Raw genomic sequence first — 13,432 nt, 5'->3', positions numbered from 1 at the left:
CGACGCCGTCCGAACAACCGACGCCGTCCGCTTTCCCGCCGGCCACCGCGCCCCGGCCGGTCGCCGCGCTGATGGTGGTGCTGGCGGCCGTCGGCGCCGGCATCGGTTCCGTCCTGCCGTGGAGCGAGATGTCCAGCGGCGACGAGACACGTACGTTCAGCGGTCTTGTGGTCGGAGACGGGCGCATCGTCGGTGTCCTGGCGGTCACACTCGGTGCCATCGGGGTGGGACGGTTGGTGCGTCGGCCGCTTGCCGGTGCGATCGATGTCGCCCTCGCCCGAATCATCGCAGTTCTGATCGTGATCATCACCGCTCTGGACCGGGTCTACGGGCCGCCGACCCTCGCATCGTTCCGCGCGATTTCCGCGGATGCAATCTCGATCCGTCCACAGGCAGGGATCACGGTGTGCCTCGGCGCCGGCCTCCTCGCCCTGATCGGGGCGATGCTGCTCCAGCCGAGGACGAAGCCCCCTCGAAGATGACCTGTCCGCATCGATCCGGTCTCGGCGGTCGTGCTTCGAAGTCCTTCCGCTGACCCCTTGACGGGGGACAACGGATTCGGTGGATGTGGGTCATGACCGAATCGTCATTGTCCGCGAGGATATTCCTGGTCAAGGAGACACGGGGGAGGCAAGGGGACACAGGGAGGACAGGCCGCCGGGCCAGGGGATGTCCGCCGAGGTGTTCCGTTCCTTGATCGGGCGCGCGCTCTCCCGCTGTGCGGGGGGTGGCGCGAGGGCGCGCGCCGGGTCCACCTCCTCGTGATCACTCTGGTGGCGCGGTCAGGCCGTTCCCTCGGCACCGGGGTTGAGATGACCGTCTTCCACCGCGAGTTTGTAGAGGTCGACCTTGGTGCTCGCGTCCCGCCCGGCCTTGCGGTACTTCGACCGGACCCGATCGATGTACTGCTTCGCCGTTTCCGGGGAGACGTTCATCTTGTGGGCAACCGTCTTCATGGGCATTCCGGTCGCATAGAGACGCAGTGCTTCTACCTCTTTGGGCGACAGATCCGGTTTGTCCGTAGCGTCATCGGTGAGCAGCAGGAATGCCAGCTGCGGCGAGATCCACCCCGTTCCCGCGGCGGCGGCGCGGATCGCGGTGGCCAGATCCTCGATGTCGTCGGTCTTCGGGACGAAGCCCGACGCGCCGGCGCGCATCGCGTCGCGAACCGTCGCGGGAGCCGCCGCGGCGCTGAAAACCACGACCGCGCGGTCCACCGCGAGCAGCCGCTGGATGTTATGGGGCGGCGCGGTGCCATCGCCGAGATCGAGATCGAGCAGGATCACCTGGGCGCCGCGCCCCGGACCGGCCAGCAGGGCTTCGATGGAGTGGGCGGTGCCGATCAGCCTGAAGTCCTCGACGTCGTGAAGGAGGTCCGCGAGGCCGCGAAGCACGATCGGGTGATCGTCCACTGCCGCCACGGTGATGGCGCCAGGTACTGCGGGTACTGTGGTTCCGTTCGCTACGCTCATGCTGGTCCAGTCGTTCTCCCGGACTTGCCGGCCACGAGGCGACAGACCTCGTCAGGCCGTACGGGCGTTGGTGCCCGCTGGCGGAGCGTGGGGGCGCCACCGATCGCTGGGTGCGTCGGGGACACCGCATCCAGCGACGCCAACCATTTCAGCAGATCCCCACCGGGTAGCTGGTGGAGCATGGGGAGGGCCCAGCGTGGCGAGCGTCACGAGGGACACGTCCATCAGAAGACGATCGTAGATCGTCGGCCGTCCACGCCCGAGCGCGGCTCGGACGTGCTAGCGGCTCGTGGCGAGTTCGTCGGCGTCGGCGCGGGCAATGGGTGCTACGCCAGCGGCGCGCCTGGAGCCAGGCCGACCGTGCTGTCGCACGACCCCGGCAGCGGGCGCCGACGACGGCTAGCTCGTCCAGTCCTCCCAGCTCAGGCCGGTGACCCGGCTGAACTCCGAGGTGTTCGCCGTAACGACTGTCAGCCCGCGCCGCAGTGCCTGCCCGGCGATCAACAGATCGTAGGCGCCAATCGGCGTCCCGGCCTTCTCCAGGACGGCGCGCACCTCGCCGGCAGCACGGGCATCCTCGTCATCGAAGTCAAGCAGGTCCAGGTCACCGGAGAGCAGTATCCGCAGGCGCTCGGTGTTCTCCGGCACCTGAGCGCTCTTCGCCACGCCGTACCACAGCTCGAACAAGACGACCGACGAGAGCGCGAGATAATCCTCTGACGCTTCGGCCTCCCGGTACCGTTCCCGCACGCCGACGGGCTTGTTCCGCAGCAGTGCGACCACAGTGCTGGTGTCCAGGAGGCAGTTCACCCGAAGAAGTCCTCCCCGGCGGGCGTCGGCGGCTGGTTCCTGCCGTCCTCGAACAGCGGCACGTCCACGAAACGGTCCAGCTCGGCGAACCAGGCGTCGACATCGGACGCGATCGGCTCTAGCAGCACGCCGTCTCCCATGTGCCGGACGCGCACCCGGTCACCGGGCAGCCGGAACTCCTTCGGGAGCCGCACTGCCTGGCTTCTGCCGTGCATGAAGAGCCTCGCGATCGCCGTGTCCGCCACAACGCCTCCCGCACATGATAGCTATCGATAGTATATACCAGGTGTCCGCGGCCGACTCGGTCAGATGGCGGTAGCGCGGGCACGCTGTGGCATGAGGCGGCGGTGCTGGCGGCACGTACGAGGGCGGCGACAGCCGAAGACGCGCTGGCTGGTCGGCCTGCGGGCAGGTGGCCGCCGGGGCGTCAACGATCGTAGGCGATGCGTTCGAGCCCCATGGCCAGCCTTTCGAACTCCGCCGGATCGGTATAGACGTGCGCGCTCGCGCGGAGGACCGGCCCGGTGAGATCCCGGGAGCGCTCCACGGGGATGGCACTGGTGAGCACCCGGTCCTCTCGGTAGAGCCGGTCCCGGACGGCCACCGGATCGGTGCCGGGGGGCGGTTGCATGGTGATGATGCCGCACGGTGAATCTGGGTCCTCGCGCACCCGCCAGCCGCCGGCCCCGTCGAGAAGGCGTCTTCCCTGACCGGCCAGCCGCGCGATGCGGGCGAAGACAAGTGACGGGCCGGAATCCGTCAATTCCGTGACGGCCTGCCCCAGGCCGATGCGGGACACGGTCGCCGCCTCGCCTATCCCGAGCCGGGCCAGTCCGGGGAGAGGAACCGGACGGTCGTTGCGGTCGAAGCGTGCGCTGTGCAGGCTCGGCACGGCGATATCAAGAAGATCGACGCTGCCTTTCCGGACGGCGAGAAATCCTGCTCCTCGTGGCCCGCAGAGCCATTTTCTCGACGTTCCGATATAGGCGCTGGCCGCGGTCTGGCGCACCTCGACCTGGCCGAGGGACTGCGCCACGTCGAGTACCAGGGGGACGCCTTCGGCCGCGCAGCGCGCACCGATCGCGGCTGCCGGCTGAACGATGCCCCGTTGGCTTGGCACCTGCGGAAACACCACGAGGTCGAGGTCGGCGAGACCGATGCGCCCGGGTGCGTCGGCGCAGGCTACTCCGGCCCGGTCGAGCGTCTCGACGTCGATGACCCCGGTCTCGTCGACGGGAAGATCGACCAGCGAGACCGCGGTGCGCAGCGCCCGGGCGGCGAGTACGAGCATGTTGGACCCGTACTCGCTTGGTACCACGCCGATCCTCGCCCCGGCGGGGAGCCGCCAGGCCATCAGCAAGCTGGCGAAAGCCGCGCTCGCCGAATGGTGGAAGCTCAGGTCATCAGCGTCGAGTCCCGGGCCCATCAGGCTGACGAGCCTGGCCCGCGTGGCGTGGAGCCCGCTGCCTGCCTCCACCTCGGCGGCGTACGCGCCGAGTGCGCTCTCGCGCTCCAGGTACGCGGCCTCGGCCGCGATCGTGGCCCGACTGGGGCGGGCCGCGCCGGCCGAGTCGAGATGAACCACCGACGACGGTGACCGGGCCGCACGCCAGCGGTGGAAGAGCCGGAGCTGCTCGGGATCTTCGTTCGGCCCGGGATCGTCGCTGTCGGTGAACCGGCGCTGGCGGGGCTGATGGATCGACGGTGTGTCCACGGGAACAGGGTGACACCTCGACGACGCGTGCGGCACCGTGCCGACGGTATGGACGTCGTGGTTGCGACGGTGTTTCCGTCGGTCGTGGGTTCGAGTCCCACCCGCTCCACCAGTTTTTTGATCATGCATCCGACCTGGACGAATGCGGTTTGCGATCTATCACTTTGAGGTCCGGCTCTGTGGAACGGTGCTGGTCAGGACCTCGGCCGCTGGTTCGAGCCCCGGCTGGACGACCACTTTGCCGCCGTGCGAACCGCGTCCGCCTCGTCGAGGTACTGCGTAGCGGCGACTTCCGGCGACGACACCCGTCGTCGCCACCGGCAGCGACCGGGTCAGCACCAAGAACGTGCGGGGCAATCTGTTCGCCGAGGGCCTGGACAGGGATGAAGGGGACAGTCACGTCCAGATGCCGTCCGCCATTGTCGTGGCCCCGGACCCGGACCGGACCCCCGGCGCCGCCGTATTGGGTGAGCCGGCAGGGACCGTGAGCCGGCAGGACAATGTACATGGCCCTGACCGCTTCGTGTCTGTGGCCTCTCTCGTGGACGTCCTCGATTCGGCGGCGGAGATCATGTCTGACACCTCCCGCGCACACTTCTTCGGCAACCTCGACGAACTGGTGGCCACCTCGCGGCTGGTGGTGGACCGCCCGGCCGGCAGCAGGCACCCGCGGGTGCCGCGGGCCGTGTACCCCGTCGACTACGGCTACTTGGAGGGCACCGTGGCCGCGGACGGCGGCGGTATGGACGTCTTCCGCGGCAGCGCCGCCGGCGCCGGTGTGGTGGGATTCTTCGTGACGGCGGATCCGGGCAAGCGCGACGTGGAGGTCAAGGTACTGATCGACTGCACCGCCGACGAGGTCGAGCGTGTGCGGCGGCTGCTCGACGACGTCCTGGGGATCGGCGGCCTGCTCGTGCCGCGGTGCACGGAGACCGCCACTACATGAGAGCCACACAGGCTGGCCGAGCCCCCGGGCCGTTCACATTCGCTGTGTCAAACTGCGGGCGGCCGTCGTGGCGTGTGGCGGGCGATGTTGGTCTGCCCGTGCCTGACTATTCTTCGGCTGGTGCCGACCCTCATCTGGATCAACGGTCCGAACGCCGTCGGGAAGACCCAGGTCGCCCACAACCTGCACCGCAGACTGCCCGGAAGCTTCATCAGTGACCCCGAGCACCTCGGCTTCGCGATGCGCCGGATGCTCCCGAAGCCCCGGCGCATGGACTTCCGCGACGTCCCCCTGTGGCGCCAGGCGGTCAGCGAAATGCTCCACCTTGCTCTCCAAGGGCCCGAGGACCCGGTGATCGCGCCGATGACCATCCTCGACCCCGGCCTGCTCGGCGAGCTGACGGCCTCGGCCCGCGCCGCCGGGCACCGCGTCGAGCACGTCACGCTGCTTGCCGACCGCACGACGATGATCCGCCGCATCCACCGACGCGGTGAGACGTCCCGCAGTTTCAGCGCCCGCCAGCTCGACCGTGCCCTCGACGTCCTGCGGGCTCCCGAGTTCGCTCGTCATCTCCCCACCGACACCCTGTCGATCTCCGCCGTGGCGGATGACGTCGCAAGCCACACGGGGTTCACGCTCAGCCCTGACACATCAGGGCGACTCGTGCGACAGGGACGCCAACTCGCCGTCCAGCTCCGCCACATCCGCCTTAACGCTTGAAGATCACTCGACTATCGGCAGCCATGCCGCCGCAAGCGCGTCAGAGCCGCTGGCCCGACGGCTCGCGAAAAACCGGGTGCGCAGACGTGGCACCAGCAGGGACCATGGGGCGTGGCCTGGTTCATGACCGGAAGCATTGAGGAGTTTCTCGCGGTGGCGGGCGAGTTTCTGATGTCCCAGCTGGCCGAGAACACCGTGTTGGTCACCGTCGCCGAGACGCTCCAAGCGCGTGGCATGGCGGCATTCGGGGATGCGGCTCCCCTGTTCGGTTGGTGGCTGGAGGCTGGCGGACCCATCGAGAGCGCATTCGTGCATACCCCACCGAATCCCGTCCTTCTGACGACCGTTCCGCCGCGGGCAGTCGAGTCGCTGGTCGCGTCCTGGCCGCGCGGAAGGCCGCTGTCCGGGGTAAATGCGCCAGCGCAGGTGGCCAGCGCATTTGCCTCGTCCTGGCACCAGGGGACAGCTGCCGCGCCATCTCTTCATCGCCGGGAGCGTTTGTATCGGCTCGGAGACCTCGCAGCGCCCCAGCCAAAGCCCGCAGGTCGTCCTCGTGCGGCCGAGGCAACCGACAAGGACCTGCTCGTGGCCTGGGTCACGGCGTTCCAAGAAGAGACCGGTGCGGCCGCCGGCAACGCCCCGAGGCGGGTCGATGACCGTCTCAGCTATGGCGGCTTCACCCTGTGGGAGGTCGACGGTGCGCCGGTGTCGGTGGCCGGAATTACCCGGCCGGTAGGCGGGATGATCCGCATCGGGCCGGTATATACCCCGCCGGGCTTCTGGCGAAGAGGCTACGCCGGGGCGGTGACAGCGGCGGTGAGCCAGACCGCGCTGGAAGCGGGAGCGCGCGAGGTCCTGTTGTTCACCGATCTGGCCAATCCGACCAGCAACAGCGTGTATCAGCGGCTCGGCTTCGAACCTGTCGAAGACCGCGTCGTGCTGCTGTACGAGCGCACGCCCACGCCTTCGATCTGACCGGAAAAGCGATCCAGACAGCGATGCCGCGCACTGAGTCAACCTCCCCTGGAGAGCGGTGGTTCTTCTCGCGGCGTGACTGGCGGTCGGATCGGCAACCCAGCACAGCCGCGGTCTCGGACCAGCCATGTGACGATCGGAGCCCACCGTCGCCCCTACGATCAGAGCCGTGTCCGGTCGCGATCTTTGCCGACGGTTCTACGAACAGGCAGTTCGGCCGCTGATCCCTGGCGTGCCCCACGCTGCCGCGTTGCTCGGTGAGGGTTCCGAGGTACTCGGCTTCGACGACGAGGTCTCCACGGACCACGATTTCGGCCCCCGCGTGCAGCTGTTTGTCCCGCCAGGTCTCGATACCACGCCGATCGAGATCGCCATGGAGAGGCTGCCAGCGCGGTTCGACGGTTTCCCGGTTGTCTATCCCGACGGGGACCGATACGACGGCTGGCCACATCACCAGGTGGAGGTGACCACTGCGCGGGTGTTCTTCGTCGACCGGCTCGGCGTCGACCCGGCCGACGGGATGGATCTGGCGGACTGGCTGCTGGCCCCGACCCAGATCCTGGCCAGTCTCACAGCCGGTGTGGTCCTGCACGACCCGCTCGATCTGCTCACCGCGCGGCGCCGGGCGCTGGCCTGGTACCCAGACGACGTCTGGCGCTACGTCCTGGCAGCCGGCTGGCTGCGGGTCAGCCAGGAAGAACCGTTCATCGGCCGCACCGGCAGCCGGGGCGACGACCTCGGCTCGCGCATACTCGCCGCCCGCCTGGCCCGTGACCTCGTCCGGATCGGCTTTCTCCTCGAATGCCGCTGGGCCCCGTACAGCAAATGGCTGATGACCGCGTTCGGGCAGTTGACCCTCGCGGACCAGGTCGGCGAGCACCTGGGCCGCGCGCTCGATGCGCCGCGGTGGCGGGACCGCGAAGCAGCGCTGTGCGCCGCGGCCAGTCACCTCGCCACCGCCACCAACCGGCTCGGTCTGGCCGAGCCCGTCGACCCCGCGCCGCGACGCTTTCACTCCCGAAACATCCAGGTACTCGGCGCGCAACGCCTCACCCGCGTGCTGACCGACGCGATCAGCGATCCGGGGCTGCGGGCCCTCCTCACCCGGCTCGGACACCAACCCGACGGCCCGCTTGGCCATCTCCCCGGCGCGATCGACCAGGCTACCGACAGCGTCGAAATCCTCACTCAACCGAACCGCCGCCGCGACTACGCAGCCCTCCTTGGCCTCTGGTCCTGAATGTTCCGGAGCACTGATCCGACGGCGCGCGGACGTCGGGGTGCCTCGTTCGAGCTGGGGATGGGCGCGGTGGCCGTCGGTGGATAGCTACCAGCGCATGGTCGGCGTAGAATCGAGCGAAACGAGCATGCCGATCGCCCCGATCGCCTCGATCGTCCTGGAGGCCGTTCATGACCTCACCCACCCGACCCGAACCGCTCCACGACGAGACGTACCTGCCAGGCGAGGACACCGGTGAGATCATCGACTTCCTGGCCGCGCTTCGCGACCGCGGCCGGCAGACCGCCGACCCGCGACCTCGGCTCACCGGCCCGGACGGGCACAGCGTCGAGCTTCCCGAGCCGATGTTCAATGTCCTTCTGCAGGTCGCCGCGGCGATGAAGGCGGGCCTAGCCGTCACGGTGGCGCCGCACCATCTGACGATGTCCACCCAGGAAGCCGCGGACCTGCTCCGTATCTCCCGCACCACCCTGGTTCGGCTGCTGGAGAGCGGCGCCATCCCGTTCGAGAAGCCCAGCCGCCACCGCAAGGTCCGCCTCGACGACCTCCTGGAGTACCGCCGACGCCAACGCCACGCCGCCGACCTCGCCTTCGCCGACATGGTCGCCGATACCGAGCGTCTCGGCCTCTACGACGTCAGCCCCGACGAGACCCGGGCGGCACTGAAAGCCGCACGCAAGAAGACCGAAGGCTGACCGGGATGTTCTCAGCGCTACTCGACACCTGCGTCCTCGTGCCCAGCAGGGCGCGCGACATGCTGCTTGAGATCGCCAGCACCGGTGCCTACCGGCCGCTCTGGTCGAGCGAGATCCTGGACGAGCTCGAACGGACCCTGCGCACGCTGCTCGCCAAGCGTGGCGTGTCACCAGAAGAAGCCGATGCCTACCTCACCCGCCTCTTCCGGCAGATGAAGACCACCTTCCCGGACGCCCCCGTGACCGGCTGGGAACGGCTCGTGCCGACCATCGAACTCCCTGACCCCGACGACCGGCACGTCGTCGCCGCCGCCATGGCCGGCCGAGCCGACGTGATCGTTACCGACAACCTCACGGACTTTCCACCCGCCGCGCTTCCCATGCCCCTGACTCGCCAGTCCCTCGACGACTTCTTCCTTGACGAACTCGACCTCCACCCGGACCTCGTCGTCAAGGCCGTTCGTGCCATCGCCGCCCGGACCGGCAGATCCGGCCCCACGCTGACCGCCTACGACATCGCTACCTACCTGCGTGCCCACGGCGCCCCGGCATTCGGCGCACGCCTTCTCGTTGCACTCGATCAGACGGCAAGACCGGCTCCGTAGCGACGTGGCCCGGGCTCAGCGCATGTCTGGTCGCTCGCCCGCACCACAACCCCCGCAATGACGGTCAGCAGACGGGCGGAAGTGCCAGGAACCACCAGGTCTGCGGAACGCACGTTCGAACCGGTTGTCGATGTTGCCGGTCGGACGGTCACTGGGAATCGGCCCTGGTCAGCGCCCGAGTGCCGACCGGCCGGATGGCGATTTCAGGGCCTACAACCAAGATCAGTCGATTCGGATGCTGGTGCACATGGTCCACCACGCAGAGTAAATAGCCTCCGACCCGGCTAGATAGCTTTGACCTATGAATCGAGCCTGGCTGTCTGCGTCCATCGCCACAGGTAGTCATGCATGAGCGGCTGGTTCGCGCAATGCCGGGACTCCTACGCCGACCGGCTCATGCGGTCACTCTCGGCGTCCGGCACGGATCGCCGCGCCCGAGACGCAGCCGTCCGGTGTCCTGTGCCGGGTTGCCGTTCTGGCGGCGAAGGCCAGCCGGTCAGGTGGCGCGGCCAGCGGCGGGAGCTGAGGCCGGGCTGAGCATGGCGGCCAGCGCTGCCATCGCATCGGGAATGGACCTCTCCGCCCCCAGCGAGGGCGCCGACAAGCTGCTCGCGACCCTCGACGTCCGCCCCGTCAGCGACTGGCGCGATGTCGAGGGTGGCCTGTTCGCCGTCGTCGACGAGACCGCGGCGGTGCCGACCGCCGGCTGACCCCTCCGAGACCACGAGCGCCCCGGCCTGGGTCCAGGCCGGGGTTTCTCTTTGCCCGGACAAGGTGGGGGCGGCGCGCGCGACCAGGCGGCGCGCGGCGGGCACGCAGTGGATCGCGACCTGCGGTTTCGTCGGGAACCGGTAGTTCTTGGACGGTGCCGCCAACGAGGATCAGATCGGGACTGGATGCCGCCCACGCTCGGCACCTGGTCGGTCCACCGTCGCCGGGTAGCGGCCGGCGTGAGCAACCAGGCTGGCGAGTCGCCGATCCGGGCGTCCGCCGAGCGAAACACCCAGAGCAGCCGGCCGGTTTGGACGCCGGATCAGGTTGGTAACCCGTAGATCGCGATCAGCGACGGGCGAACCAGCAGCCGCGGACGAACACTGCCGAGCCAGCAGCCGTCTGCCTCCGTCGTCGCACCGCGGTCGGCCGCCGTCCGGATCAGCCGGCGGAACGGGCCGGCTCCGGACCGGTCAACGGGAGCCTCTACTCCGGATCAGCAGTGGAGAGGATCTGCGTCCTCCCGGCCAGGCCATCCGGCCACCCATACGAGCAAGGCGTCGAAACAGTGGCTGGCAATTGTCCAAATCACATATTCCCAATTCACAAGGTGAGGAAAGTTCGGTGGGAACTTTCACGACCCGAGCGTTCAGCGGAAGCACCTTACTCGCCAGACGATGACCTCTGTCTCACATCATCTTGGCAGGTAGGGCGAGGGCGACGCCCAAGGTTGACGCCGACCGAAGGCAGAGCCCTTCGAACTTCATTGCTTACTACTGATGACATCACAGGTCCCCGGAGCCCGCAGGCAGCTACAGGAAGCTCTCATCTATACGCCATCGATGAGAGGGGACGCGACGATCAGAGCCCGGGAGTCGGCCCAGGCTAGCTGCGGCGTCGGCCCTCGACATACCGATATCGACGTGCCGGAAGATATCGACATCCGCTTAATGGGATGCGCAAAGGGTCACGGACCGCGTTTACTTTCAGTAGCCGGAAGAGATCGCAATTCCCGCCTCTCGATGAGTCGAGCATTGCGCTGGCCTTGTCATGCGCCATCGCCAGGTGTAGCGTGTCGCTAGGCGTCGACTGACCGTCAGAAGACGCGTCAATTCGTACCGCCCGAATAGACCATCGGAGGTCTTCACTTTCCGATGCCCTGAATTCGTGCACCCCATTCTCGGGAACTCTTCACCAGGTAGGCACGGAAGACCTGGTCACGCCGGAACAAGAATCCGGACAAGCTAATCGGCTGATCGGAGGCCGGAGATCATCGTACGTAGGCTTCAACCACCAGCACGTAGCGTACTCCAGGTCATGAACCGAAGGACAGGACGGCCAGCCTAGGGATGATCACGAGGATGTCGAACGAAGCCTACATCGAGCCCGAACCCGCGAAGCGCTTCGTCGACCACGCGGTGGAGGAGTATCAGCGGTGCCTGGCGAGTAGGAACGCCGATGGTGTGCCAACTCATCTACCGCGTGCCTCCGGCCTCCTGTTCGGTGTCGACAATCGCCACGGGATCACGATCGGCGACATCGAATTCGTGAAGAATGTGCGCGACAGCGACGCGGACGTGATAGCCGAGTTCGAAGATGTAATCGCACCGCAGTTCGGCGACGTGTACAGGAACCCCGGCCGCGGGTTCTGGTGCTCCGGCGAGGACGTCTTTCAGGCGGTGAAAAAGCACGAGGCGGCGGGTCTCGAGCTGATCGGCTCGATTCATTCTCATCCGAACTGGCATGAGATCGGACCTCAGCATGAGCGGACGCAGCGGTTGAGCGAGAAGCCGACCCGGATGGATGAGTACCTGTTCCGTCAGTCCTCCTGGCCGGTCAACCTGATCTGGTATGTCCACGCGGGCCGTCAGGGCCTCGCACACCGGGTCGCCGCATGGAAAGCAGGGCCAGAGCGGTGCGCAGAGCTCGACCTACACATCCCGTCGCAGATCCGGGATGAGTTCGGACTGGGATGACGGTCCACCGCGGCGGCCTCGGAAGACACGACGCGTCAATCGCGTGGCCTCGGTACAGGCCAGAGGAGGAGACAGGATGAACGGAACGCAGAACGGCGCTCGCGAGGGTCTTCCACCGCCCATGGTTACCATCAAGATACCAGCGGCCTTCCGGGCGCTGTCCGGCGGGCAGCGGCAGGTCGCTGCCAAGGGCGAGAACATTCGCGAGGTGTTCGCCGACCTGAACGAGTGCCTGCCCGGGCTCATCGACAAGATCATGGACGGCCAGGGGTCGGTCCGACGGTATATCAACGTCTATCGAAATGACAACGACATCAGAGGCCTGGAAAATCTCGAGACCCGCGTCGAGGAAAGTGACGTGGTCTGGATAATACCTGCAGTGGCGGGAGGTAGCATTCGTCCGGCGGTCCAGGAGCCGAAGGTGCCAGAGGTTCTGCCCTCGGAGTTCTTCCTCAATCCTGGCCCATCACCGCACGCGACGAACGCCGAGCTCAGATCGAAATGCCCCGTCCACCAGATTAACTATCCTCCGGGAAGTGAGGCATACGCCGTTCTCGGCCACAGGGCCGTGGCGGAGGCCTTCACCGACTCGCGCCTGTCCAAGGAAGCGGAGAACCTACCTCCCAGGTTTCGCGACAGGGCTCTGTCCAGCAGCCTCCTCATGGTGCGTAACCTGGGATTCGCGGACCCTCCCGACCACGCCCGGCTGAGGAGGCCGATCAGCCGGGCATTTCTGCCGAACGCGATCGCCGACCTCCGCCCCCGCATCCAGGATGTCGTCGACGATCTCATCGACACATTCCCCGCGCCCGGTGAGATCGACCTCCTCGGCGCGTTTGCCCTGCCGCTTCCACTCACTGTCATCTGCGAGTATCTCGGGATACCTGTCCAGGACAGACCACTCTTTCTCGAGTGGGGTTACATTCTCAGCCAGGATCCCTTCCAGCACGCGGAGTCCGAGCTGAAGGCCGCGACCGAGGAATTCACCGACTACTTCACCCGGCTGGTGGCCCGACGCCGCACGGATCTGCGGAAGGACCTGCTCAGTGAGCTCGTAAGGGCGGCAGACAGTGACGCACTCAGTGAACGCGAACTCCTCTCCACCATTCTCCTCCTGCTCATCGCGGGCCACAAGACGGTCGCGAACCTGATAGGAAATGGGACTGCTCTGCTACTCGGCCACCCAGGCCAGCTCGACCTGCTCCGAACCACTCCCGAGCTGATTCCCGCCGCGGTCGAGGAGATGCTGCGCTTCGAGGGTTCGGCCGCCTGGGCATCCATGCGGGTCGCCGTCGAGGACATGCGGCTCGCCGGAACAGAAATTCCCAGGGGGAGCTTCGTGCATCTCTTGCTGTCCAGCGCGGGGCACGACCCTACCTGCCAAGATGATGTGAGACAGAGGTCATCGTCAGTCTAGGCTAGGTATGGCGGGNAGGGNGGGGNTGATCGTGGCGATGGTGCTGACGGCCGGGCGGGGCCTGGTCGATGATGGTCGGGTGGATGACGAGCCCGAGCGGCCGCGGCCTGACCCGGAGGTCGAGCCGAAGGCGAAGCGGCGGACGTTCACG

General features: G+C 67.3%; 13 protein-coding genes and 1 pseudogene. 10 read left to right on the top strand and 4 right to left on the bottom strand.

The features are described 5' to 3' along the window. A pseudogene (locus tag BMG523DRAFT_RS25375) lies at positions 1-482 on the top strand (hypothetical protein); the annotation flags it as partial. Positions 483-782: 300 nt separating this feature from the next. Here BMG523DRAFT_RS25375 and BMG523DRAFT_RS15130 read toward each other — a convergent pair. From BMG523DRAFT_RS15130 to BMG523DRAFT_RS15115, 4 genes are all read right to left on the bottom strand, one after another. Next, a complete protein-coding gene (locus BMG523DRAFT_RS15130; protein WP_011436118.1) occupies positions 783-1,472 on the bottom strand; it encodes a response regulator transcription factor in 690 nt (229 codons plus the stop codon). 399 nt (positions 1,473-1,871) lie between these two features. After that, positions 1,872-2,282, bottom strand: a complete 411-nt coding sequence (locus BMG523DRAFT_RS15125; protein WP_011436119.1) for a type II toxin-antitoxin system VapC family toxin — start codon at positions 2,280-2,282, stop codon at positions 1,872-1,874. Next, positions 2,279-2,497, bottom strand: a complete 219-nt coding sequence (locus tag BMG523DRAFT_RS15120; RefSeq protein WP_035730384.1) for an antitoxin — start codon at positions 2,495-2,497, stop codon at positions 2,279-2,281. Before BMG523DRAFT_RS15120 ends, BMG523DRAFT_RS15125 begins: the two co-directional genes overlap by 4 nt. A gap of 212 nt (positions 2,498-2,709) precedes the next feature. Then, positions 2,710-3,996, bottom strand: a complete 1,287-nt coding sequence (locus tag BMG523DRAFT_RS15115) for an aminotransferase class V-fold PLP-dependent enzyme (protein WP_235463171.1) — start codon at positions 3,994-3,996, stop codon at positions 2,710-2,712. 346 nt (positions 3,997-4,342) lie between these two features. Between BMG523DRAFT_RS15115 and BMG523DRAFT_RS26535 the strand changes: the two genes are divergently transcribed. The 9 genes from BMG523DRAFT_RS26535 to BMG523DRAFT_RS15075 all read left to right on the top strand — a co-directional run bounded on the left by BMG523DRAFT_RS26535 (position 4,343) and on the right by BMG523DRAFT_RS15075 (position 13,281). Further along, positions 4,343-4,942, top strand: a complete 600-nt coding sequence (locus BMG523DRAFT_RS26535; RefSeq protein WP_235463170.1) for a hypothetical protein — start codon at positions 4,343-4,345, stop codon at positions 4,940-4,942. An 84-nt stretch (positions 4,943-5,026) separates the two neighbouring features. Beyond that, a complete protein-coding gene (locus BMG523DRAFT_RS15105; protein WP_011436289.1) occupies positions 5,027-5,662 on the top strand; it encodes an ATP-binding protein in 636 nt (211 codons plus the stop codon). 111 nt (positions 5,663-5,773) lie between these two features. After that, complete coding sequence (locus BMG523DRAFT_RS15100) at positions 5,774-6,637, top strand: GNAT family N-acetyltransferase (protein WP_011436290.1); 864 nt, start codon at positions 5,774-5,776, stop codon at positions 6,635-6,637. 232 nt (positions 6,638-6,869) lie between these two features. Continuing rightward, positions 6,870-7,877, top strand: coding sequence for a DUF4037 domain-containing protein (locus BMG523DRAFT_RS15095; RefSeq protein WP_235463168.1), 1,008 nt, complete (start codon positions 6,870-6,872; stop codon positions 7,875-7,877). A 170-nt stretch (positions 7,878-8,047) separates the two neighbouring features. Next, complete coding sequence (locus BMG523DRAFT_RS15090) at positions 8,048-8,572, top strand: helix-turn-helix domain-containing protein (protein WP_011436292.1); 525 nt, start codon at positions 8,048-8,050, stop codon at positions 8,570-8,572. A gap of 5 nt (positions 8,573-8,577) precedes the next feature. Next, positions 8,578-9,177, top strand: a complete 600-nt coding sequence (locus tag BMG523DRAFT_RS15085) for a PIN domain-containing protein (protein WP_023841970.1) — start codon at positions 8,578-8,580, stop codon at positions 9,175-9,177. Between the two features lie 539 nt (positions 9,178-9,716). Then, complete coding sequence (locus BMG523DRAFT_RS25370; protein WP_023841971.1) at positions 9,717-9,887, top strand: hypothetical protein; 171 nt, start codon at positions 9,717-9,719, stop codon at positions 9,885-9,887. Between the two features lie 1,362 nt (positions 9,888-11,249). Beyond that, complete coding sequence (locus tag BMG523DRAFT_RS25365) at positions 11,250-11,864, top strand: hypothetical protein (RefSeq protein WP_011436295.1); 615 nt, start codon at positions 11,250-11,252, stop codon at positions 11,862-11,864. 76 nt (positions 11,865-11,940) lie between these two features. Continuing rightward, on the top strand, positions 11,941-13,281 hold the full coding sequence (locus tag BMG523DRAFT_RS15075; RefSeq protein ID WP_160323722.1) for a cytochrome P450: 1,341 nt from the start codon (positions 11,941-11,943) through the stop codon (positions 13,279-13,281). The last annotated feature ends 151 nt before the right edge of the window (positions 13,282-13,432 follow it).

Source organism: Frankia sp. BMG5.23 (genome assembly GCF_000685765.2).
GTDB classification, from domain to species: domain Bacteria; phylum Actinomycetota; class Actinomycetes; order Frankiales; family Frankiaceae; genus Frankia; species Frankia casuarinae.
Note: the sequence above shows the minus strand (reverse complement) of the source record. Positions and strands in the feature narration are given on the sequence as shown.